Origin of the sequence: Mesorhizobium helmanticense (genome assembly GCF_003034915.1) — a bacterium.
Classification (GTDB): domain Bacteria; phylum Pseudomonadota; class Alphaproteobacteria; order Rhizobiales; family Rhizobiaceae; genus Mesorhizobium; species Mesorhizobium helmanticense.
Window position 1 is genome coordinate 13,042 of record NZ_PZJX01000017.1, and the last position, 23,028, is coordinate 36,069.

The 23,028-nt window shown below is 61.0% G+C and carries 24 protein-coding genes and 1 pseudogene; 21 read left to right on the forward strand and 4 right to left on the reverse strand.

The window, feature by feature from the left end:
- Positions 1-5: 5 nt before the first annotated feature.
- The 7 genes from C9427_RS07540 (at position 6) to C9427_RS07570 (ending at position 6,724) form a co-directional block, all read left to right on the forward strand.
- Positions 6-443 carry a YbhB/YbcL family Raf kinase inhibitor-like protein gene (locus C9427_RS07540; protein ID WP_245437021.1) on the forward strand — a complete coding sequence of 146 codons (438 nt, stop codon included), beginning with the start codon at positions 6-8 and terminating at the stop codon, positions 441-443.
- Positions 444-513: 70 nt separating this feature from the next.
- Positions 514-1,236: a class II aldolase/adducin family protein gene (locus C9427_RS07545; protein ID WP_107648547.1), complete on the forward strand. Its 723-nt coding sequence runs from the start codon at positions 514-516 to the stop codon at positions 1,234-1,236.
- A 114-nt stretch (positions 1,237-1,350) separates the two neighbouring features.
- Positions 1,351-2,979, forward strand: a complete 1,629-nt coding sequence (locus tag C9427_RS07550; protein ID WP_107648548.1) for a GMC family oxidoreductase — start codon at positions 1,351-1,353, stop codon at positions 2,977-2,979.
- On the forward strand, positions 2,976-3,905 hold the full coding sequence (fhmpcd1, locus tag C9427_RS07555) for a 5-formyl-3-hydroxy-2-methylpyridine 4-carboxylate 5-dehydrogenase (protein WP_107648508.1): 930 nt from the start codon (positions 2,976-2,978) through the stop codon (positions 3,903-3,905). Before C9427_RS07550 ends, fhmpcd1 begins: the two co-directional genes overlap by 4 nt.
- Positions 3,906-4,035: 130 nt before the next feature.
- Positions 4,036-4,866 carry an ABC transporter ATP-binding protein gene (locus C9427_RS07560; RefSeq protein ID WP_107648509.1) on the forward strand — a complete coding sequence of 277 codons (831 nt, stop codon included), beginning with the start codon at positions 4,036-4,038 and terminating at the stop codon, positions 4,864-4,866.
- Positions 4,863-5,678 (forward strand): ABC transporter permease, encoded by an 816-nt coding sequence (locus tag C9427_RS07565; RefSeq protein WP_107648510.1) that lies wholly within the window; start codon positions 4,863-4,865, stop codon positions 5,676-5,678. Before C9427_RS07560 ends, C9427_RS07565 begins: the two co-directional genes overlap by 4 nt.
- Positions 5,679-5,713: 35 nt before the next feature.
- Positions 5,714-6,724: an ABC transporter substrate-binding protein gene (locus C9427_RS07570; RefSeq protein WP_107648511.1), complete on the forward strand. Its 1,011-nt coding sequence runs from the start codon at positions 5,714-5,716 to the stop codon at positions 6,722-6,724.
- Between the two features lie 37 nt (positions 6,725-6,761).
- On the opposite strand, the gene C9427_RS07575 is transcribed toward C9427_RS07570, so the two are convergent.
- The gene (locus tag C9427_RS07575; protein ID WP_107648512.1) at positions 6,762-7,187 is read right to left on the reverse strand and encodes a hypothetical protein; all 426 of its coding nucleotides are present in this window, start codon (positions 7,185-7,187) and stop codon (positions 6,762-6,764) included.
- Positions 7,188-7,304: 117 nt separating this feature from the next.
- Between C9427_RS07575 and C9427_RS07580 the strand changes: the two genes are divergently transcribed.
- From C9427_RS07580 to pldH, 7 genes are all read left to right on the forward strand, one after another.
- On the forward strand, positions 7,305-8,309 hold the full coding sequence (locus C9427_RS07580) for a putative B6 ABC transporter substrate-binding protein (RefSeq protein WP_245437022.1): 1,005 nt from the start codon (positions 7,305-7,307) through the stop codon (positions 8,307-8,309).
- Positions 8,310-8,385: 76 nt separating this feature from the next.
- Complete coding sequence (locus C9427_RS07585; RefSeq protein WP_107648514.1) at positions 8,386-9,954, forward strand: putative B6 ABC transporter ATP-binding protein; 1,569 nt, start codon at positions 8,386-8,388, stop codon at positions 9,952-9,954.
- On the forward strand, positions 9,951-11,048 hold the full coding sequence (locus C9427_RS07590) for a putative B6 ABC transporter permease subunit 2 (RefSeq protein ID WP_107648515.1): 1,098 nt from the start codon (positions 9,951-9,953) through the stop codon (positions 11,046-11,048). Before C9427_RS07585 ends, C9427_RS07590 begins: the two co-directional genes overlap by 4 nt.
- Positions 11,049-11,051: 3 nt before the next feature.
- Positions 11,052-11,987 (forward strand): putative B6 ABC transporter permease subunit 1, encoded by a 936-nt coding sequence (locus C9427_RS07595; protein ID WP_107648516.1) that lies wholly within the window; start codon positions 11,052-11,054, stop codon positions 11,985-11,987.
- Positions 11,988-12,035: 48 nt separating this feature from the next.
- Positions 12,036-12,842: a 4-pyridoxolactonase gene (gene pldA / locus C9427_RS07600; protein ID WP_107648517.1), complete on the forward strand. Its 807-nt coding sequence runs from the start codon at positions 12,036-12,038 to the stop codon at positions 12,840-12,842.
- A gap of 26 nt (positions 12,843-12,868) precedes the next feature.
- A complete protein-coding gene (gene ppaT, locus C9427_RS07605; protein WP_107648549.1) occupies positions 12,869-14,047 on the forward strand; it encodes a pyridoxamine--pyruvate transaminase in 1,179 nt (392 codons plus the stop codon).
- Between the two features lie 38 nt (positions 14,048-14,085).
- Complete coding sequence (gene pldH / locus C9427_RS07610; protein ID WP_107648518.1) at positions 14,086-14,832, forward strand: pyridoxal 4-dehydrogenase, SDR-type; 747 nt, start codon at positions 14,086-14,088, stop codon at positions 14,830-14,832.
- Between the two features lie 139 nt (positions 14,833-14,971).
- Here the strand turns inward: pldH and C9427_RS07615 are convergent.
- Positions 14,972-15,247: pseudogene (locus C9427_RS07615) on the reverse strand (GntR family transcriptional regulator); the annotation flags it as partial.
- Positions 15,248-15,344: 97 nt separating this feature from the next.
- Between C9427_RS07615 and C9427_RS33770 the strand changes: the two are divergent.
- From C9427_RS33770 to C9427_RS07625, 3 genes are all read left to right on the forward strand, one after another.
- Positions 15,345-15,524, forward strand: a complete 180-nt coding sequence (locus C9427_RS33770) for a hypothetical protein (RefSeq protein WP_146172519.1) — start codon at positions 15,345-15,347, stop codon at positions 15,522-15,524.
- A gap of 181 nt (positions 15,525-15,705) precedes the next feature.
- Positions 15,706-16,521: a porin family protein gene (locus C9427_RS07620; RefSeq protein ID WP_146172520.1), complete on the forward strand. Its 816-nt coding sequence runs from the start codon at positions 15,706-15,708 to the stop codon at positions 16,519-16,521.
- Positions 16,522-16,620: 99 nt separating this feature from the next.
- Complete coding sequence (locus C9427_RS07625) at positions 16,621-17,631, forward strand: Lnb N-terminal periplasmic domain-containing protein (protein WP_107648520.1); 1,011 nt, start codon at positions 16,621-16,623, stop codon at positions 17,629-17,631.
- A gap of 63 nt (positions 17,632-17,694) precedes the next feature.
- On the opposite strand, the gene C9427_RS07630 is transcribed toward C9427_RS07625, so the two are convergent.
- The gene (locus C9427_RS07630; protein WP_107648521.1) at positions 17,695-18,222 is read right to left on the reverse strand and encodes a hypothetical protein; all 528 of its coding nucleotides are present in this window, start codon (positions 18,220-18,222) and stop codon (positions 17,695-17,697) included.
- A gap of 122 nt (positions 18,223-18,344) precedes the next feature.
- Entirely contained in the window at positions 18,345-20,060 is a 1,716-nt protein-coding gene (locus tag C9427_RS07635; RefSeq protein WP_107648522.1) for a hypothetical protein, read from the reverse strand.
- 320 nt (positions 20,061-20,380) lie between these two features.
- Here C9427_RS07635 and C9427_RS07640 point away from each other — a divergent pair, with 320 nt between their 5' ends.
- The 4 genes from C9427_RS07640 (at position 20,381) to C9427_RS07655 (ending at position 22,809) form a co-directional block, all read left to right on the forward strand.
- Complete coding sequence (locus C9427_RS07640) at positions 20,381-20,689, forward strand: hypothetical protein (protein WP_107648523.1); 309 nt, start codon at positions 20,381-20,383, stop codon at positions 20,687-20,689.
- Between the two features lie 79 nt (positions 20,690-20,768).
- Positions 20,769-21,545, forward strand: coding sequence for a transporter (locus C9427_RS07645; RefSeq protein ID WP_425351635.1), 777 nt, complete (start codon positions 20,769-20,771; stop codon positions 21,543-21,545).
- An 89-nt stretch (positions 21,546-21,634) separates the two neighbouring features.
- Entirely contained in the window at positions 21,635-22,477 is an 843-nt protein-coding gene (locus C9427_RS07650) for a DUF2092 domain-containing protein (protein WP_245437025.1), read from the forward strand.
- Positions 22,474-22,809 carry a hypothetical protein gene (locus tag C9427_RS07655; RefSeq protein WP_107648525.1) on the forward strand — a complete coding sequence of 112 codons (336 nt, stop codon included), beginning with the start codon at positions 22,474-22,476 and terminating at the stop codon, positions 22,807-22,809. The genes C9427_RS07650 and C9427_RS07655 overlap by 4 nt, the downstream gene beginning before the upstream one ends.
- Positions 22,810-23,028: the final 219 nt, after the last annotated feature.

A 23,028-nucleotide genomic window follows, 5' to 3' on the forward strand; every position in this document is an offset into this window, starting at 1 on the left:
AGGACTTGAAGATCACCTCGTCGGATTTCCAGCCGCTCGGGAAATTGCGCGACGAGCACGCCGGCGACAAAGGCAATGTATTGCCTAAGCTAAAGGTCAGCGGCGTCCCCGCAGGAACGAAAGAGCTCGCCGTCATCTGCCACGATCCGGACGCGCCATTGCCCAACGGTTTCACGCACTGGGTCGTCTACGGCATCGATCCGTCGACCTCTGATCTTTCGGACGCGCAGGAAAAGTTTCGCGTTGGCCCCAACGGCGCCGGCGGCATGCAATATTACGGGCCTCAGCCGCCCGCTGGCCATGGAGAACATCACTACTACTTCTGGGTCTATGCCCTGGACACGAAGGTCGAAGGGACGCCCACCAGGGAGGAGTTCCTCCAGAAATATGCCGGAAATGTCATCGAGCAAAATCGGATCGTCGGCATCTACGAAAACAAGTGAATTCCCGCATCGGCGATCAATAACAACAATAAATATGATCGCAGATGCCATGAAACGGGAGAATTTGAAAATGACAGAGAATAAATCCGCTCACGACAAGATTTTCGAGGAGCTGGTTACGGCCACGAAAATCCTCATAAACGAAGGGATCATGGATACATTCGGCCATATCAGTGCCCGTGTTCCGGAGGATCCTCAAAGCTTCTTCCTGGCGCAGAAGCTTGCTCCGAGCGTGATAACGGTCAATGACATCCAGCGCTTCAACCTTGACGGTGAGACGTCAGACAACCGCCCCTCCTATCTGGAGCGCTATATCCACAGCGAAATCTACAAGGCGCGTCCCGACGTTCAATGCGTGCTCCACACCCATTCTCCGGCTGTCCTGCCTTACTGCTTCGTCGATCAGCCGCTTCGGCCAGTCACCCATATGGGCGCTTTTCTCGGCGATGCCGTCCCCGTCTACGAGATCCGCGACAAGCACGGTGACGACACGGATCTCTTCGGCGGCAGCCCGAGCGTCTGCCGGGACATCGCCGAAAGCCTCGGAAGCTATCCTGTCGTTCTCATGGCGCGTCATGGCGTCGTTAATGTGGGCAATTCCGTCAGGGAGGTTGTCTTCCGAGCCTTCTATCTCGAGCAGGAAGCGGCAGCGCTTACGGCCGGCCTGCGGATCGGCACGATCAAGTATCTGTCGCCGGGCGAGATCAAGACGGCGGGAAAGCTTGTCGGCGCGCAGATCGATCGGGGATGGGATCACTGGTCGCAGCGTCTCAGGCAGGCCGGCCTGGCTTAGTGCCGCTGCCCTGAAGATTACCCCGAGCGTCCTGGTCTTTTGCCAGGATTTTCCAGGCTCGGTTTCAATAGTTCCCTGACGCAGGAGCGCCAGACGAAGGCAATGAAACACACCATGCCGCACGCGGAAAGTTACGATTACATTATCGTTGGGGCCGGATCAGCCGGTTGCGTGCTCGCCAACCGGCTGAGTGCCGACCCGAGATGTTCGGTGCTGTTGCTGGAGGCCGGCGGCTGGGACCGCGATCCCATGATCCATATACCGCTTGGATGGGGTAAGATCCTGACCGAGCGGCGCCATGACTGGATGTATTTCTGCGAGCCGGAAGACAATGTGGGCGGACGCAGGGTCGAGTGTGCGCGCGGGAAGGTTGTCGGCGGATCATCGTCTACCAATGCCATGGCCTATGTGCGGGGAAATCGCGGGGACTACGATCGTTGGGCAGCGACTGGGCTCAGCGACTGGTCGTATGACAAGGTGCTGCCGTATTTCCGCAAGCAGGAAAGCTGGGAAGGGGGCGAGAACCAGTATCGTGGCGGCAACGGCCCGGTCAGCACCCAGTTCTGCCGCTACAGGGACACGCTGATCGACGCCTTTGCGCAAGCCAGCGTGCAGGCCGGCTATGCGCAGACGAACGACTACAATGGCGAGCGGCAGGAAGGGTTTGGCCGTCTCCAGATGACGATTTCAAAAGGCCGGCGTTCCTCGACAGCGTCAGCCTATCTGCGGCCGGTGTTGAAGCGGCCCAACTTGACCGTTCTGACGGAAGCGAGCGCAACGAAGATCGTGCTGGAGGGCGCGCGCGCCACCGGCGTCGCCATCAACCATCGCGGAGGCGAACGCACGGTCGTCGCCCGTAAGGAAGTGCTGCTTGCCAGCGGTGTGATAAACACGCCGCAACTCATGATGCTGTCGGGCATAGGGGCGCAGGATGAACTTGCTGCGCACGGTATCCAGACGCGGGTCAATCTGCCGGCGGTCGGCAAGAACCTGCAGGATCACGTCTCGGTCATCCTGATGTACCGGCGCCGGACCCCGGGTCCGTTCATGCGGAACATGCGCGCCGACCGTATCGGATTGGACTTCCTCAAGACTTACCTTACCGGCCGAGGTTTTTCGGCGGACGTGCCCGGCGGGGTCGTCGCCTTCCTGAAGAGTGGTCCGACACGGCCCTTGCCGGATGTGCAGCTCTTGTTCACGGCCGCTCCGCTAGCCGCATGGCCCTATTTCAAGCCATTCAAGGCGCCGTTCCAGGATGGCTTCGCGACGCGGGTGGTGGCCACGCAGCCTGAAAGCCGCGGGACCGTCAAACTCGCGTCGGCCGACCCGACGGCGGCGCCGCTGATCCATCAGAATTTCCTCGCCTCGTCGAAGGATTGGGAGTCTCTCAGGGCCGGCTTCCGGGTGGCGCGCGATCTCGCGGCACAGCCGTCCATGCAGCCTTTCATCGAGGCGGAGTTCTTCCCCGGCCCGAAGTGCCAGAGCGACGATGAGATCGACGAGCATATCCGCAAGACCTCCATCACAGTGCACCATCCGGCCGGCACCTGCCGCATGGGGGCCGATGCGGCCTCTGTCGTGGACCCGGAATTGCGGGTTCGCGGCGTCGCCGGCCTGAGAGTGGTCGACGCATCCGTCATGCCCGACCTCGTCTGCGGGAATATCAATGCGGCGGTGATCATGATTGCAGAGAAAGCCGCCGACCTGATCGTCAGCTCAAGAGAAAGCGGGAAACTGCAATGATCCAGCGTATCGCCATCATCGGTTTGGGTACGATGGGACCGGGCATGGCCGCCCGGCTCGCCAGGGGCGGCCTGCAGGTGGCTGCCTACGATGTTGCACCCGTGGCCATTGAGCGCGCGCGATCCATGCTGGGCGTGGCGGACTCGGTTCTCGACGCGTTGGGCATCGCGCCTCCCCAGGCCGGCGTTGGAACCGTCCGCTTCACGGACGACCTCGGCGATGCGGTTTCCGGGGCCGACCTCATCATCGAGAACGTGCCTGAAAACATCTCCGTCAAGGCCGATGTCTACCGCGCGATCGACAGCCTGATAGCATCCGACACGATCGTCGCTTCCGACACGTCGGGAATCCCGATCACAAAACTGCAGGAGCACATATCGCATCCCGAGCGGATGGTCGGCATGCACTGGTCGAACCCGCCGCACATCATCCCGATGATCGAGGTGATCGCCGGCGAGAAGACCGCGCCGCAAACCGTGACGACGATCCGCGACCTGATCCGCTCCATCGGCCTGCTGCCGGTCGTGGTGAAGAAGGACGTTCCCGGCTTCGTCGAAAACCGTGTGCTCTATGCGCTGCTGCGTGAGGCGGTCGACCTTGTCGAGCGCGGCGTCATCGATCCTGAAGATCTGGATACCTGCGTGTCATGGGGCATCGGCTACAAGATCGCCGTGATCGGTCCGATGGCGCTGCTCGATATGGCGGGCCTCGACATCTACAAGTCCGTCTCCTCCTTCCTTAACGCGGATCTCTCCAATCGGGACGATGTCGCGCCCATGGTGCTGGAAAAGACGAACGCGTCGAAGTTCGGCATCAAGTCGGGCGAGGGCATGTTTTCCTATACCCCCGAGCAGACCAAGGCGCTGCAAGGCGAACGGGCGCGCAAACTCGTCGCGGTGCGGCGTATCCTCGAAGGCCGGGGGTAGCCAATGGTTCATCGTGATCACAAGGCCGGCTGGGTTGGGGAGTTCGTAACGGCGGCTGTTAGTGCCAAGCGCGCCCTCACGGACCGGACGGTGCGGCCACGGTTGACGACAGCGCATGGGGTGGCAAGCCATGCGCGTTGAAACCATTCGAGCAGCCGGCGGCCGGCCGGCCCATATCCGCCATGACGACCTGATCTCCGCCAAGGGCGTTTCGGTGGTCATGGCCAGGCAGCTGGTTCTGCAGAATATCGATCTTTCGGTACCGAAGGGGTCGTTTGTCTCCCTTATTGGTCCTTCCGGTTGCGGCAAGAGCACCTTACTCAAGGTTCTGGCCGGGCTTGTAAATCCGACGAGCGGCAGCGTTTCGATCGCCGGGCTTTCGCCGGTCGAGGCGGCGCGCAAGCGAATGATCGGCCTCGTTTTCCAGGACGCCAATCTGCTTCCCTGGAAGAATGCCGTCGACAACGCATCGATGCTGCTTGGCATCGCCGACAAGTCGCTCTCGCGCGCGGATTTGCGGGCGCGCGGGCAGGAGATGCTGGAACTGGTGGGGTTGGGCGACAGCGCCCACAAGCGCCCCCATGAATTGTCCGGCGGCATGCGCCAGCGCGTCGCTATCGCGCGGGCCCTGGCGCTCGATCCGGCCGTGCTGCTGATGGACGAGCCGTTCGGCGCGCTCGACGCCATTACCCGCGATTCGATGGGCCAGTCGCTGCTGGAGATCTGGCAGCGCACCGGCAAGACCATCGTGCTCGTCACCCATTCGATAGACGAGGCCATTCATCTGTCGCGCCATGTCCACGTGATGGGGATCAAGCCTGGGCGCATCACCGAGAGCCTCGACATTGGTCTGCCCTATCCGCGCGATCTGTCGGTGGCGGAAAATCCGGAGTTCGTCAGGCTGGCGGTTCAGCTGCGGACTATGCTGCGCGCCAGCCATCAACCGGGAGGTGCGTCGTGAGCGATCAAACTGTCGCCAATTCCTCCGGGTCGCGGCTTGTATCAAGCTGGGGTGCCGCAACACGCAGCTGGCTTCCAGCGGTCATTCTTCTGCTGGCGACGATCGTGATATGGGAAGCCGTGGTGCGGATTTTCGCCATATCCGCCTTCATCATTCCCGCCCCGTCCGAGATCGCGCGATCGCTGGTCGCGCAATGGGGAACGCTGATGCAGGCGACACTGGTGACGGCGGGTGAGATCCTGTTTGGATTCCTTGTCTCTGTCGTGGTTGGCATTGCCATTGCGCTGGTCATCGTGCGCTTCGACTGGCTGGGACGAGCGCTTTATCCGCTGGTGGTGCTGTTCCAGAACGTGCCCAAGGTGGCACTGGCGCCGATCTTCATCCTCTGGTTCGGCTACGGGCTCGCACCCAAGATCGGCCTCATCCTGGTCATCGCCTTTTTCCCGGTGACATTGTCGATGCTGGCGGGCATGCAGTCGGTCGATCGCTCGCTGTTGTCGCTGATGAATTCGGTCGGCGCCAGCCCGACGCAGATCCTGTTCAGGATTCGCGTTCCGCATTCGCTGCCGAACCTGATGGCTGGAACCAAGATCGCCGCGACGCTCAGTGTCATCGGCGCCATCGTCGGCGAATTCGCCGGCGCCTCGGATGGGCTCGGCTACGTCATCCAGTTCGCCTCGACCCAACTCGACACCGCGCTGGTCTTCGCGGCCCTGCTCCTCGTCTCGGTGCTGGGCATCGCCTTTTACTACGCAGCCGAAATTCTCGAACGCATCGTGGTGCCATGGGCACCGAAATTCAGCCAGTCCTAGTTTCCGGGACGGTCAAGTCAGGAAGGAACGATCAAATGCTGAGACGCTCACTAATCAAGGCAGCCACGCTTGTAGCCTTCGCCGGCACTGTCGGCCTGTCCGGCGTCGCCTTTGCGGCGGACAAGGTCAACGTCCAGCTCGACTGGGTGGTGCGCGGCAACCACGCCATGTTCTTCGTCGGCAAGGAAAAGGGCTTCTTCGCCAAGAACGACATCGACGTCGCCGAGATCCGCAAGGGATCCGGTTCTCCGGACGCCATGCGCCTGGTGGGTAACGGGAACGCCGATTTCGGCTTCGGCGATCTTCCCACGCTCGCCGTCGCACGATCGCAGAATGTGCCGGTCGTGGCGCTGGCCGCCGTCAACCAGCATTCGCCGCTGGCGATCATCTCGCTCGCCAAGACCATGAAGCTTACGAAGCCGGCCGATCTCAAGGGTCTCACCATCGGAATTCATCCCGCGGGATCGACCTATATCTTCTTCAAGGGTTTCCTTGCCGCGAACGGCCTGACCGAAAAGGACATGACGCTGAACAGCGTCTCTCCACCCTACGAAAGCTACCTGCTTCTGGGCCGCGTGCAGACCGTGGTCGGCTATGTCGACGCCGAGGTTCCGGAACTGGAAGCCAAGGCCGGCGGTCCCGGTTCGCTCAGCATCATGATGGGCGCCGATCACGGCTGGAAGGCTTACGGCTCAGGCCTGTTCACCTCGCAGACGATGATCAAGGACAAGCCTGAAATCGTCGCCCGCTTCGTCAGGGCATACAGGGAGGCATTCGACTATGTCGTGGCCCACCCCGAAGAGGCCGCCGAGATCACGGCCAAGGCCGCACCCGGCTACGCCGACAAGAAGGATGTGCTGCTGGCGCAGATCAACGCCGATATCGCGTCGACCTTCAACAGCCCGGACACCAAGGAACACGGCCTCGGCTGGATGACGAAGACGCAGTGGGAGGAAACGCTGAAGACGTTGACCGATCAGGGCGTGCTCAAGACGGCTCTCTCGGCCGACGATGTCTTCACCGATAAATTCCTGGCCAAGGAGTAGGTCGCGCAATGGCGCGGGCCAACGAATCGATGAGCGCCTACCGGCAGACCAGACTGTCCTGCCCCATGACGCAGGACACGGCGCGTTCGCCTTTCGCCGCGTCGGTGCGGTCGAGCGTGATCTGCACGCGAGTGGCATATGCGCGACCCGCCAGGCCGCACCACAGTCGCTCGACGGGCAGGTTCTCGCGCTTGTCGTTGAGGATCGTGAACGTGCCCGTCTTGGGGTCGAACCAGAGTTCGAGGCGAGCGCTCTTGCCCGGCTCGACCGTCGCGATCCCGGCCGAATACCAGTGGGCGAAGTCGGCATTGCAGGACAGCCCTTCATTGCCTGCGTTCGAAATCGTCAACGGCACCATGTTGAGCCCGTCGGTGCCCTTTCGGACAATGACATGGTGCAACTCAACCGCGCTGGCGAAGGATGTGAACGCCAGCGCCACAGGGAAAACATAACGAATCTTCACTTTGCCTGAGCTCCAATTTTCTCAGGCAGTCTACCTCGCATGTGCGCAATAACAACAAGAATATTGATTGGTAAATCAAACAGAGAGGGTAACATGTTAAAGATCCTGAAGAGTAGTGTGAGTGCAGCTATACTGAGCGGCGTCTTGCTGGGCAGCGCGCTTGCCGGCGAAGTCAAGTCGATCGCCATCCTGACACCTGAAGAAGGCACCGATTTCGGCTGGAACCAGCAGGGCATCGATGCCGCCAAGGCGGCGGGCAAGGCCGCCGGCGTCGAAGTGGTCGTGGCCCAGGGCCTCGGCTATGGCGATGTTCGTCCGACGCTGCGGGAACTCGCGTCCGACGGCGCCAGCTTGCTGATCGCCCACGCCAGCGGTTACAACACCTCGGCACCTGAAATCGCCAAGGAATTGAAGGTTCCGGTGGCGATCGTCGATACACCGACCGGCCTGGAGAAAGGCCTCGTCGCCGACTACACGCTGAGCGGTCACCAGGGCGCCTATCTAGCCGGCCGTCTTGCCGCCAAGATGTCGCGCTCCAAGTCGGTCGGCATCGTCGTTTCGGGCGAGCCGCCCTCGTGGAACTCTCAGTCGGCGGCGTTCGCGCAGGGCGTGAAGGCCGAGAACCCGGATGTCAAGATCACCTATGCGGTGATCGGTCCCGCCGCCTATAGCGACGCAGCAGGCGGCAAGCGCGTCACCGAAAGCGTGATCGCGTCGGGGGCCGACATCATCTTCGGCCAGGGCAACGGCTCGAGCTTCGGCATGCTGCAGGCGGTCGAGACGACCAAGGCCGGCGACGGCGGCAAGGTCTATTTCATCGACGTCATCGGCGACAAGACGCCGATCGACAAGGGCTTCCTGCTGTCGTCGGTGGTCTGGAACATCGAGCCGGTCTATGCGGCGATGATCGCCGACCTGAAGGCCGACACGTTCGGCACCAAGAGCTACTCAATCGGCCTCAAGGACGATTCGGTCAAGCTTCTGAAGACCGCTGCGATCCCGGACAATGTCTGGACCGAGATCCAGGCGCTGCGCGATGACGTCATTTCTGGCAAGATTCCGGTCGAGCCGGTCTATGATGCAGCGGCCGTCAGGGCGCTGATGACAAGCGTCGCCCAGTAGGGCGATCAAGGTCGGCCGCCGGAGGGGTGATCCGTTCATCCCTCCGGACGATTCCCATTTTTTGTGCTGGGCTTTCATGAGCAGTCTTTCTTCATCGTCCGTTGCCGCGCGCGACATCGTCGCGCTTGAAGGCGTGACCAAACGGTTTCCCGGCATCGTCGCCAATGACAGCATCGACCTGTCGATCCGTCCCGGCGAGGTGCATGTGCTGCTCGGCGAGAATGGCGCGGGAAAATCCACCTTGATCGGCATGCTGTCTGGCCTGCTGCAGCCCGACGAGGGACGCATACTGGTCGACGGCAAACCGACACCGATCACCTCGCCACGCCATGCGCTGGCGCTCGGTATTGGAACCGTCTTCCAGCACATGATGCTGGTGCCGGCCCTGACCGTGGCCGAGAACCTTTTGCTTGGCGGGCCCTGGTGGCAGCGCCCCAGGACCGGGGAGCTTGAGGCGCGCGTCGCCGAGATCACCCGCAGCCTCGGCATCACGGTGAAGCTGCATGCCAAGGTGTCGGAGCTTTCGCTTGGCGAGCAGCAGCAGGTGGAGATCCTGCGCGCCATGGTGCGCAACAGCCGGCTACTGATCCTCGATGAATCCACCTCCATGCTGACGCCGAAGGGCATCGACGAACTGGGCGCGCTGATGCGCCGCCTCGTCGAGCAGGGACTGGCGATTGTCTTCATCACCCACAAGCTCAAGGAGGCGGCGGCCTTCGGCGACCGCATCTCGGTGCTGAAGCTCGGCCGCAAGGTCGGCGAGATTCCGCCCGAGCGGTTCCGCGCGCTGGGCGAACAGGCGATCATCTCGGAGATCGTGGAATTGATGTTCGGCAAGCAGAAGGACGATCCGGAAGCGGTCGAGCGCCCCATCCGCACAGTCCGCGCCGAAGCCGCTCCGCTGCTTCAGGTCGCGGATCTCGCGGTCGCGCCGACGGACAACGCGCCGGGCCTGTCGTCGATCTCCTTTGACATTCGTCCAGGCGAGATCCTTGGCATCGCCGGCATCGATGGCAACGGCCAGAAGCAGCTGGCGGAGGCGCTGGCCGGCCAGCGCGCGGCGACTGGCGGTTCGGTGCGGCTGGAGGGCGTTGCCATAGAGGCACTGAGCGTCGGCGAACGCCGTCGGCGCGGTCTACGCTACCTGACCGACGACCGGCTGGGCGAAGGCACCGTCGGAACCTTCCCGGTCTCGATAAACTTCTTCCTCAAGCAGGTGGGCGCCGCTCCGTTCTGGCGCAACGGCTTCGAACAGCGCGCCGAGATCGACAAGCGCGCCGCCCAGCTCGTGCGTGAATACGACGTGCGGACGCCAAGCCTGAAGACGCCGGTCGCGCGGCTTTCCGGCGGCAATATCCAGAAGGTGCTGCTGGCGCGCGAACTGGCCGAAGGCGCCAAGGTGGTGATCTTCAACAAGCCGACCTATGGGCTCGACCTCGCCAACACGCTGGCGTCGCGCCAGCGTATCCGCGACACGGCGGCACGCGGCCTTGCCGTGCTCTTGATCTCCACCGACCTCGAGGAATTGTTGAGCATATGCGACCGCATAGCCGTCATCGCCAACGGAGCGCTGGTCGGCACCGTCGAGAACGTAGACGACGCCCGCACCAAGGTCGGTCGCCTGATGATCGGACTTGCCGCATGAGCATCGACACCGCACCCACCGTCAGCGCCACCGCACTCGATGCCACGAGCGGAGCGGCGACGCGCCGCGACATCCTGCACAGGCTGCTGATGACGCTCGGCCCGATCCTCGCCGCACTGGTCATCGCCGGTTGCATCCTGCTTGCCGTCGGCGTCGACCCGCTCGCCTATTATGGCTATGTGCTGGAAAAAGGCCTGTTCTCGCCGCTTGGCATCCAGCAGACGCTGACGCGCATGGCGCCGCTGCTGTTTCTTGCCGCCGGCCTGATCGTGGCCTTTCGCGCCGGCATGTGGAATCTGGGCGGCGACGGCCAGTTCCTGCTTGGTGCCGTCACGGCGGCCGCCAGCGCCCCGGTGTTCGTCCAGTTGATGCCGGCCTGGCTGGCTCTCATCTGTTCGTTCCTGATTGCCGCGGTCGTAGCGATGATCTGGTCGCTGGTGCCGGCGCTGCTGCGGGCCTATCAGGGCGTCAACGAGATCATCACCACGCTGATGATGACATTCCTGGGCACCTCGCTCGCCAATGTTCTGGTCAAGCTTGTGTTTCGCGATCCTGGCACGACCGTCCCCCAGACGCGCACGCTACCGGTGGAAGACCGGCTGCCGCGCCTGTTCGATACGACCATCACCAGCGGCCTGCTGCTCGGCCTGGCAGCAATCATCATCGTGCATCTGGTGATGACGCGCACGGCGTTCGGGCTGAAATTGCGGATCGTCGGCGCCAATCCACGAGCGGCGGTTCATGCGGGGCTGGGCGTGCCTGGCCTGACGATTGCCGTCTTCGCCATTTCCGCCGGGCTCGCGGGCCTTGCCGGCGCCGTCGACATCATCGGCGTGCAGGGCAATGTCCGCGCCGACTGGAATCCCGCTTACGGGCTGGCGGTCATTCCGGCCGTGTTCCTCGCCCGCATGAACGGTTTTGCCGCGATAGGTTTCGTGTTCCTGCTTTCGGTGCTGTCGATCGGCGGCGAAAGCGCTGCACGGCGGCTTGGCGTGCCCAATCATTTCACGCTGGTGCTGGTCTCCATCGTGCTGATCGTGCTCGCTCTCGCCGAGTATATCGACCATCGTTACAACCAGTCGCGAAAGGCTTAGGGCATGACCGGGCTGTTCAGCGAAGTCTTTCTCAGCGCGCTCCTGTTCGGCGCCGTCACCGCGGCTCTCCCGCTGCTGCTTGCCGGACTTGGCGAGCAGATGTCGGAAAAGGCGGGCGTGCTCAATATCGGCATCGAAGGCATGATGCTGGCCGGTGCCTATCTTGGCTTCGTCGGCGCCTTCTATTCCGGGTCGCTATGGCTGGGGTTCCTCACAGGGGCCGCCGGCGGCGTCGCGGTGGCGCTGATCATGGCGCTGCTCTGCGTGCGCATCGGGCTGAACCAGATCGTCATCGGCATCGCGCTGACGCTCGGTCTCGAAGGCCTGACGGCGCTGCTTCATCATTTCCAATTCTCACGCAGCTATCCCCGTCTGCCCGCGGCGGACGCCACCGTCATTCCGCTGCTGTCGGATATTCCTGTCATCGGGCCCGCCTTCTTCAAGCATCACCTGATCGTCTATCTGGCGGTCGCGTTGGTGTTCGGCATGGGCTACCTCTATCGGCGCACGCAGCTCGGCCTCAACCTGCAGGCAGCGGGCGACAAGCCGGCCGCGCTCGACGTCGCCGGTATCGACGTCATCAAGACCCGGACCATTGCGGTGCTGACGACCGGCGCGCTGGCCGGGCTCGGCGGCGCCTATCTCGCCAATGTCGGGGCGGGCCTGTTCATTCCGTTCATCACCAACGGCGCCGGCTTTCTCGGCATCGTGCTGGCCATGCTGGCGCGCGGCCGGCCGGTCTGGGTGCTGTTCGGCGCCCTTTTGTTTGGCGTCTGCCTGTCGCTGACGACGGCCATGCAGGTGGCGGGCATCAACATACCGACCGACGTCATCCAGATGCTGCCGTTCCTGGCGGTGATGATCATGCTGGTGTTGTTCGGCCGGCGGGCCAGTCTGCCGGCGGCACTTGGCATTCCATACGAGCGCGGTGCGCGCTGACAACAATCAGATGCGCGGAAGGGACCCGCGCCAAAACAGGAGGCAAAAATGTCGGATACCAAGGTCTACCTGCTCGACGGCGGCTCGCTCGTTCTCGACGGCTATCACGTGTTCTGGAATCGCGGCCCTGGCGGCGAAGTGCGCTTTCCGGTCTATTCGATCCTGATCGAGCATGCCGAGGGCCGGTTTCTGGTCGACACCGGCTACGACTACGATCACGTCATGAAGGTGCTGCCCTTCGAGAAGCCGATCCAGGAAAAGCACCAGACCATTCCCGGCGCGCTTGCCTTGCTCGGGCTCGAGCCGAAGGACATCGACGTCGTTGTCAATTCGCATTTTCACTTCGACCATTGCGGCGGCAACAAGTATTTTCCGCATGCCAAGAAGATCTGTCACCGGAGCGAGGTGCCGCAGGCCTGCAATCCCCAGCCTTTCGAACATCTTGGCTATTCCGACCTGAGCTTCTCGGCTGAAGCGGCGGAGGCGCGTGGCGCGACGGCGCAATTGCTGGAGGGCACGACGCGCGCCAACTCGACCTTCGAGGGCGTCGACGGCGACATCGACCTCGCCAGGGGCGTCAAGCTGATCGCGACGCCCGGTCATTCGATCGGCCACTACAGCCTGCTGGTGGAGTTCCCCAAACGCAAGCCGATCATGTTCACCATCGATGCCGCCTACACCCAGAAGAGCCTTGAAACGCTGTGCCAGGCATCCTTTCACATCGATCCGGTGGCGGGCGTCAATTCGATGCGCAGGGTGAAGAAGCTCGCCGAGGACCATGGCGCCGAACTGATTTATTCGCACGACATGGACAACTTCAAGACCTACAGGACAGGCACGCAATTCTACGGCTGATGCCTCGCCAATCCGGAGACAAGATGATGCGCTATCCCGAACACGCCGATCCGGTCATCACCCTGACCGCGGGGCCGGTGAACGCTTATGCCGAAGTGCTGCGCGGCCTCGGTCGCACCGTGCTCTACGACTACGACCCGGCGTTCCAGCTCTTCTACGAGAAAGTAGTCGACAAGGCGCAGAAAGCGATGCGGCTGTCGAACAAGCCGGTCATCCTGCATGGCGAGCCGGTACTCGGCCTCGAGGCGGCGGCGGCGTCGCTGATCACGTCCGACGACGTCGTGCTCAACCTTGCCTCCGGCGTCTACGGGAAAGGCTTTGGCTACTGGGCAAAACGCTATTCGCCGCATCTGCTGGAGATCGAAGTGCCCTACAACGAGGCGATCGATCCGCAGGCGGTCGCCGATATGCTGAAGGCACATCCCGAAATCACCATCGTCTCCGTCTGCCATCACGACACGCCGTCGGGCACGATCAACCCGATCGACGCCATCGGCGCCCTGGTCTCGGCGCATGGCGGTTATCTCATCGTCGATGCCGTCTCTTCCTTTGGCGGCATGAAGACGCATCCCGAGGATTGCAAGGCCGATATCTATGTCACCGGCCCCAACAAATGCCTGGGCGCCCCTCCCGGCCTCACCATGATGGGCGTCAGCGAGCGGGCCTGGGTCAAGATGAAGGCAAACGGGGCAGCGCCACGCGCGTCGATGCTGAGCATCGTCGACTGGGAAGATGCCTGGTCGAGGGACAAGCCGTTCCCGTTCACGCCATCGGTTTCGGAGATCAACGGGCTTGATGCCGCGCTCGACCTCTACCTCAATGAGGGGCCGGAGGCGGTGTGGGCGCGCCACGCGCTCACCGCCAAGGCCATGCGCGCGGGCGTCACCGCGATGGGCCTGTCGATCTGGGCCGCCAGCGACAGCATCGCATCGCCAACCGCGACCGCCGTTCGCACCCCCGAAGGTGTCGACGAGAAGGCGCTTCGCCAGGCTGCGCGCGCCCGCTACGGCGTGGTGTTTTCGTCGGGCCGTGGCGAGACATTGGGGAAGCTGACGCGCATCGGCCATATGGGACCGACCGCCCAGCCGATCTATGCGATCGCGGCGCTGACGGCACTTGGCGGGGCCATGAACGCGGCCGGCCAGAAACTGGCGATAGGCAAAGGCATCGAGGCGGCGTTGGCCGTTATCGACACCGACGCCTGAACAGACACCATTGGATCACGGATCGAGGGAGCATTTTCATGACTGAACGACTCGCGGGAAAGACGGCCCTGGTTACTGGCGCCGCGCAGGGTATCGGCAAGGCGATCGCGGCGCGGCTTGCCGCCGACGGTGCGACCGTCATCGTTAGCGACATCAACGCCGAAGGCGCCAAGGCAGCGGCCGCGAAGATAGGCGGAAAGGCGAAGGCGATCGCTGCCGACATTTCCGATCCGGCATCCGTCAAAGCGCTCTTCGCTGAAATCCAGGCCCTGACCGGTGGCGTCGATATCCTGGTCAATAATGCCAGCATTGTGCCTTTCGTCGCCTGGGACGACGTCGATCTCGACCATTGGCGCAAGATCATCGACGTCAATCTGACAGGGACCTTCATTGTCACCCGCGCCGGCACGGACCAGATGCGGGCGGCAGGCAAGGCCGGGCGGGTGATCAGCATCGCCTCCAACACCTTCTTTGCCGGCACGCCGAACATGGCGGCCTATGTCGCGGCCAAGGGCGGCGTCATTGGCTTCACCCGGGCGCTGGCCACGGAGCTTGGCAAATACAACATCACGGCGAATGCGGTGACACCCGGCCTGATCGAGAGCGATGGCGTCAAGGCGAGCCCACACAACGAGGCGTTCGGCTTCGTCGAGATGCTGCAGGCGATGAAGGGTAAGGGCCAGCCCGAACACATCGCCGATGTCGTATCGTTCCTGGCGAGCGAGGACGCCCGCTGGATCACCGGCCAGACACTGAATGTCGACGCCGGGATGGTCAGGCACTAGGGCCAATCGCGCTTTAAGTCATTGTTTATGCATGTCGTTGTCTCAAAACCGTCGCCCCTTTTGAGCGACACGCTCCAGCATTGCTGGATCGGATCAGAAGCGTGTTCGCTTGCGTGCGCGTGAGATAATTGTGGCCCCGCTACTCGACCCGCGTTAGGTAACCGGCGGTCACACTCGGGCCTGGAATGATCGCGACGATTTTCATCTGGGCAATCATCCGTTTCATCGCGGCGTCGAGATGTGTTTCCAGCATCGCGGCCGCGGCTGTCACTGCACCGCGGATGAGAAGCTCCACAATCAGACGCAGTTCGGTGATGACCGTCGGATCGCCGGGAAGCCCGAGCTTGCGCAGCAGCCGCTCGGACGCGCCGACGGGAAGCAGGTTGTTGCGGATAAGCTCGCGCAGCTGCTCGTTCGCGATACTGCTTTGACCTGAGTTGCAGTGGGCACTGACCCTACGACCGGCGTGGAGGCGACGCGACGCCGGGATCAAGACCTTTGAGGAGACCGCAATGCGATCGCTGTTAATTCAATTGACGCTGGCAGTCGCGATGCTGAGCACGACTTTTTCGGTGGAACCGAATCGCCTGTTCTCGGTCGACGTGGGATCAGAGATGCCGGTCGATCCCGCCAACCCGAAGGCGGCAGACAATCGTCGGGTTCAATTGCTCAATATCGGACTGGTCAAATAGGTCGGATTTGGGAGGAGCCTTTCAAGGCCGCTGCCCTGAAGGCACCGTGATGCGATGTCCGCACGAAGATCTATTTGGCTGCCATATTGGCTAAGCTGCGAATACGTATATGTTGTGACTGCCGTTCAAGACGATCGCATCGGATAAGAAGTTAAAAAGCGGCAGGAGAGGGGACTTCGATATGGGAATCTTCCGAGCTTTCGTGTCGGCCTTGGCAGGGATGGCGGCAGTGCTGATTGCGGCGCCAGCGATCGCGGCGGACGCTGGGACGCAACTTCCTGAAGCCGCACCCGCCCCTGCTGAAGCTGCGCCCGCTCCGGTCTGGACCTTCACGGCGGAGCCTTATTTCTGGATGGCAGGCATGACCGGCAGGGTCGGCGTCAGGGGCCTGCCGCCGGCGGATATCGATGTCGATTTCAGCCAGATTTTTGACCACATCGACTGGTCTCCCCCGCCGGTCATGTTTGCCGGCGAGGCGCGCAATGGCCGCTACGCTCTTTTCACCGACTTCATCTACCTCGGACTCGAGGCCGATGGATCGTCGCCCGGCCCGTTGCCTCTTTCGGCCAATGCGGACATGAACACGGTGGTGTGGACCTTCGGCGGCTCCTATCGGGTCGTCGATACTGGCACCGCGACCTTGGACGTTCTGGCCGGCGGACGGCTCTGGTACCTGGACACGGATTTGACCGTTACTGGCCCTCTCGCCGTAAGGCAGGCCAGCGGCAGCAAGACGTGGGTCGATCCTCTGGTTGGTATTGCCGGCAATGTTGCTCTCGGCAACGGATTAAGCCTCCACGGCGAGGCGGATGTCGGTGGCTTCGGCGTTGGCGCCGACATCGATTGGCAAGTGCTGGGCACCCTTCAATACCGGTATAGTGACTCGGTCACGCTGGAAGCGGGCTATCGCTACCTTGCCGTAGACTACGAGGACGATGGATTTGTGTTTGACATAGCAATGCAAGGACCAATCATCGGCGCCAGATTTCGGTTCTGATCGGATCTCTGCCTGCCACCAGACAGACTTCCCGCAAGACCTGTCATCGTAGACCACGCGCATCCGCAGGAACGTTGCCGTCCGGCTGAAGGAGAATGAATGCGTCGGGTCGCGCGAATCTCACTTGCCGTCATCCTTTCATTGGCCGTTGCAATCTTGACTGCCTGGGCCGGACTTGCCTTGTGGTACCGCCTGCCTGTGGAACAGCTTGGTCGGGCTGCAGCCGGTGCCCTTTTCGTCCTGTTCGGCTGCGGCATCGTCGTCGCGCTATTCAGCCATTTTCGTATCAAGGCGTTTGTGCTGTTCCTGGCCGCGTTTGCCGCGATTCTGGTTTGGTGGAGCACGATCAAGCCTTCGGGCGAAGCCGACTGGGCGCCGGATGTCGCCCGTCAGGTTACGGGCAAGCGCGACGGAAATCTGTTGACGATAAAAGACGTGCGCGCCTTCGAATGGCGTAGCGATACTGACTTCACCGAAATCTGGACAACGAGGACCTACGATCTCTCCAGCGTCCAGAGCGTCGACCTCTTCATGTCTTATTGGTCCGGACCCAAAATCGCTCATGTCATCATGAGCTTCGGCTTTGCAGGAGGTGACTATCTTGCTTGGTCCATCGAGGTGCGGCGAAGTAACGGTGGCAAGTTTTCGCCCATGGCGGACCTGTTCAAGAGCAATCCTCTGGTCATTATCGCGGCCGATGAGCGAGACGTGATCGGCGTCAGGTCGAATGTCCGGGGAGAGGACGTGCAGATCTATCGACTAAAGGCGTCGCCGGATGCAGCCCGGACGCTCCTTCTGGAATATCTCTCCGACGCAAATGCGCTTTCCGCGACTCCAGAATTCTACAATTCCATCACCACCAACTGCACGACCACGATCGTCAAGATGATGAGAGCGGTTGGTGACGTGATCCCTCTCGACTGGCGCCTCATCGTCAACGGCTATCTTCCCGACTACGCGTATGCACAAGGTGCGCTCGACACTCGCTTGCCATTGTCGGACCTGAGGGCGCTGGCCCACATCGACGGCCGTGTGCGAAAGTCAGGCATTTCGGCCGATTTTTCGCAATTGATCCGAATTGGCGTACCGTCTCCGGACCGGAGTGAGTAGGGGACAGGCGTTATTGCCGCACGACGGTTACAATTGTCCTCGGCGCAGCGGCCGGGCGGTCGGTCATTGCTTGAGGCACTTGCGGCCCATTGCCATTGCCTTGTAAGTGCCCTTCAGATCGACGACAAAGGCCCCCTTGGTTTCCGGAAACACGATCATTGTATATTTCTTCGCCACGTCGCGCTTGAATTTCGGGTCGTCTGTCAAGATGTAGCCGCCAGAATACCCGCCCTTGAGTTCGCCGCTCAAGCTAGTGGCCACACCCTCATAGAGATGGCCGTCGATGGAGACGAAGATTTGTGACTGGTTCCCGTTCTGAAGGCCGATATCCACCTTCGTGAACACGCCAAGATACCCGACCTCCTGATTTGTGGTAACGCCCATTTGCACCGAACTTGGCCCGTCTTGGCGCACGATCAAGCAATCTCCGCGGGTTTGATTCGCATAGACCGTCCAGCCCTCGATGTCGTCCCCGTATCGGACAAGCACGTCGCTGGCCTTGGGAAGGGGATTTTGATTTTGTGCGTAGGCTGCCGTCGCGGACGACATTGCTACTGACGTTGCCGCGATGAGTGTCATGAAATTTCGCATGAATATTCCCCTCTCGTGTGCAGGCTGGGCCCGTGTGGGTGATTAGAATTTTGGCGCCCACTCAAACTGCTGCCATTCCGTTCTTTGGGGAAGGTAACTAACCGTATGCTACCCGTATTAAATCAATCGGTGATTTCCAGCCCAGCTTTCCTCAGGGACCCCAGGAAGAATTCGACATCTTGCGGCCGTCCCAAACGCTTCGAGACTTCCTTGCGAAGGTTTTTTACCAGGTCTGGACTATTCTGCTCCAGCCAGATGCGCTCCCGGTTGGCTTCGGTTGCGTTTCCGGCTTCACCGAGCACAGCAGCTCTGACCAAATGATAGAGAGGGTGTGAGAGAGATGGAGATTTCGCCAGCCACGCAGCTGCTTGCTGTTGATCGCCGGCGAAATACGAGCAAAGCGCCAGATCCGTCTCATAGTAAGCCGTGGCCCCGGGATTCTGTTGGCGCGCCTCCGTGACTAGCGCACATCCGTCGTGCCAATTTCCGGAAAGAGCTAGGCGCTCTCCATATTCGCTTATGAACTCAGTGTCATTGGGATTGATTTCCAGGCTTTGCTTGCCGAGCTTCAATGCCGCGTCGATATCCTTGTTGAAATAGAGCGCAAGCATCTTGGCTTGGCGCGCCCGTATGTTTGAGGGGTCAAGTGCCATCCCTTGGCTTGCTGCGTCCAAGGCACGCTGGAGCGTTGCTGATGACGACGCAGGATCGGCTGCAAACTCGAAACGATAGTCGTCTATGTAAATCAACGAGAGAAGGCCCCATGCAGTCGCGTAAGCCGGAAATCGGTCCACGGTCTTCTCGAGACAAGCCCGCACCGATGAACGGCGTTGCGCATCGACTTCTATCCGATATTCAAAAAAGGAAAGGGTGCAGGCGTAGGCGGTCCAATCGTCTGGGGCGTTGTTAACGTCGAGATTCTGGTCCGCCTGGAAGATTATGCCATAAGTTTGAGCCAGGTTCCTGGATACGTTGCGCGCAATCTCGGCTTGGGCATCCACAAACGCCGTGACTTGCAACGGACCATTGTAGCTGTCTGCCCATAGAATTGAATTATCGGCGCGATTGATCAATCTGACCCGAAGCAAAAAGTCATCGGGCGAGAGGACAACACTTCCGGCAACCACAAATCGTGGTGGCGGTATCGAGGTATCGCCGGCCTTTGCGGCGGACTCCATCACCAGGATGTCTCCAAACTTGGAAAGCTGTTGGACAATCTCCTCCTTCAATCCAACAGCCACCGCGCGTGCGCCATCGGTGCCGGCCGGATTGTCAAACGCTTCCACCAGCACTCTAGGCCTTTCTGGTGCAACCGATCTATCGAATGTCCACCACCAGGCCGCTGATGCAGCGACTGCAAGAAGCACCACAAGGACAGCTGCCATCAGCAATCGCGATTTTGTCCACCGGACGGCATGCTCCGTGACTTGGCGCGAAACGACCGGGGCCGGAAGTTCCGCCAGGGCGGTCCGCTCGCGGTACGAGAAGACAGGCACGTAGCCGCCCTTTGGTATCGTGATGAGAATAGGGTCGGCTTGTCCGGAGGTCAGGTAATAGCGCTCGATCGCCCGACGAAGGTGACCGGCCTCGATGCGCACGATCGGATCCGACTGAGGGTCGAAGGACTGACCGCGACCGAACACTTCGACCGCAATCGAATAGGCCTTGATACGATCGCCCCGTCCAGCCAGCGTTTCTTCCACGACGTAGCTAAAAAATCGATGTTCTCGGCCTGTAGCGTCGAAATCTGTACTATTGAGAATGCGGGCAAGCTGGATGCGGCAATCTCCCAAAAAGAGATCTTGCTCTCTGGCTGTGGCTGTCCCCGGTTGTATCACGTTTCCCCGCGTGCCCAGACGCCCGTTTATCGGGCTTTTCCTTGGACAACATACTCCTCAAAGTAATTTACACCTCGCGGATAGATCGTGACAACATAATTCGGCGGATCGATAAATGAAGGCAATCCGAGAGCGGCTATCCCCAAGAAATGAGATATTTTTCTCTCGCTATGGTTGTCCACGGTTGTGGCGCCGGATGTCTGCCATGCCGCGCGCTTTTTTGCCGGCTTTTCCGCGGGCGATTACACACTTCTCCACGTAACTTACATTCCGCAGCTGGCTCCCGCCAATATAATTCGGCCAGATCATTGAATTGTGCCATGGCCACACAAAACGGACAGCCCAGAAAACATAGTGCGGCCTCGGCGGCGGTGCGTCGATTTCCGCGGTTCGAACTGACGATTCATCGTTTGATGGATCGCAACGAAAGCTTTCGCGAGATGTGCGAGGAACTCGCGGAGGCAGAGCTTGCACTGTCAAGGGTAGATCTGGTCGCGCCGGAATTGCGCGAAGCCAGGCGAATTGAATGGCAGGAACTGGTGGACCGGTTGATCGGTGAAGTCGGTGCCGTCGTCCTGGAATCAGAGGCTGCCCGACGAGCTGGCTTCAATCCCGGTTCGCGGCGTTGATCGGCTGCGATCACCTTTGTCGAACGGAGGGTTGGCTTTGAAAGTTCTGTCCAGCGATCGGCAGCTGAAAATGGCCGCGATGCTGCTCTCTGCGCTGCTCGTCGGCACGGCCGCCCGGGCCGACGATACCCAGGACCTTGCCAAGAAGCTGTCCAACCCGATTGCCTCGCTGATCAGCATTCCGATCCAGTTCAATTACGACAGTGGCTACGGCCCGAACGATGGCGACAAGGCCTATGTCAATGTCCAGCCGGTCATCCCGTTCACGCTCAACGACGACTGGAACCTGATTTCGCGCACCATCGTGCCGATCGCCTGGCAAAATGACATTGCGGGACCATCCGGCGAGCAGTTCGGTCTCGGTGACATCTCCGAAAGCCTGTTCCTCTCGCCTTCCAAGCCCACCGCCAGCGGGATCATCTGGGGTATCGGTCCGGTGTTTCTTTTGCCAACGGCGACGGATGCGTTGCTTGGCGGTCAAAAATGGGGAGCGGGACCGACTGCCGTCGTCTTGAAGCAGTTCGATGGATGGACGGTTGGCATGTTGGCCAACCACATCTGGTCGTTTGCCGGCGACAGCGATCGCAGCGACATCAACTCCACATTCCTGCAGCCGTTTGTCTCTTACACGACGACGGACGCCTGGACGTTCACGCTGAACACCGAGAGCACCTACAATTGGGAGGCGCATCAGTGGTCAGTCCCGGTCAACTTCCAGATCTCGAAACTGGTCGTGATCGACAAGCAGCCGATCAGCCTGACTGCGGGCGTGCGCTATTGGGCGGAAAGCCCTGACAGCGGTCCTGACGGTTTCGGCTTCCGCACCGCGATCACGTTCCTTTTTCCGAAGAAATGAGCTCGGAGGCGAACGGTTGGTCAAGAAGGATGAAGGGTACCTGTGCCGGCCTCAAAGCCTGCTTGGGAGTAGTTCGGGAGACGCATGCAGTGGCAATCGCAAAGTGGGTGAAGACGATGAACAGGACCAAATTGAGTTCCAGCTTGGTATCGAGACTTCAGCCTAGCGGCAGAAGCCTGCTGGCGGCGTCTGTCGGATTGGCGCTGTCCTGCGCTCCGGCCTGGAGCGAGAACGCGATAGACAAGGACGCGAACGAGATCCTTGCCGCCTCGATGACCTACTTGAAAGGTCTGAAGACCTTCAGCGTCGACTATGACACCGACCACGAGATCGTCGACAAGGCCGGTCAGAAGATCCAGTACAGCGCCTCGGGCTCCCTTACGGCCTCGCGTGGCGGAGGGTTCCGAATGACCCGGAAGGGTCCCTATGCCGATGTCGAAGTAACCTTCGATGGCAAGGTCATCTCGCTCTATGGCAAAGCCATAAATGCCTTTGCCCAGATTGACAGCCCCGGTCCGAGCATCGACGAGGCGGTCGAGGAATTCAGGGTGTCGACCGGGCTGGATGCTGCCGGCGCGGACCTGATGTCATCGGACCCCTATTCGGTCCTCACCGAGGGCGCCACGGAAGGCAAGTTGGTCGGCGAGGCCGTCATCGGCGGCGAGATCTGCGATCATCTGGCGTTCCGCACGGAAGACGTCGATTGGCAGATCTGGATCCGCAAGGGCGACCAACCGCTGCCGCTCAAATACGTCATCACCACCAAGTGGGTGACCGGAGCGCCACAATACGCACTAAGGCTGAGCAACTGGAACGTCGCCCCCAAAATCGACGCCAAGCTGTTTTCTTTCACGCCGCCGGCAGATGCCAAAAAGCTTGAAAATATCTATTCGGATGAGATCGGCGAACTTTCCCTGGAGGACGCAAAATGAAACCCTTGGCACAATATCGGAGATTCGCATTGGCCTTGGGCTTCGTCGTGGGATTCCTTGTTGCTGATGGTCTGCTGGACAGTCGGTTTGTTTCCCTCGGTTCGTTCGTTTCCAACGCCGAAGCGCGGGTTGGCAGACCGATGACGCCGGGAAGTGTCGCCGGCGTTGCCCGTCGCACGACACGCCGCGTGGTTCGACGGTCGACCGTTTACGTAGCCGCACTGCCGCCAGCCTGCGTAACAGTGACTATAAATGGCATGAGGCTGTCGCAATGCGGTGGGGCTTACTACCAGCCCTACGGCGGTCGCTACGTCGTCGTCTACGTCGATTGACGACTACACTCTTCAACCAATGAAGCTGGCACTGCGAGCCGAACCCATGGTTGGTGCAGGCGTGCCAATGTCGACTGGGAAGTCGCAGCCGCGCTTTGGTTACAGGTTCAACGACCGATGGCTTTGTCTTCGGTGTCGTGCAGCAGGGGCCCGATGGTAGGTCTGGTCATGCGCTTTGGAGTGGCTGTTGGCGCTGACCTAAAGACGGCCGGCTGAAAG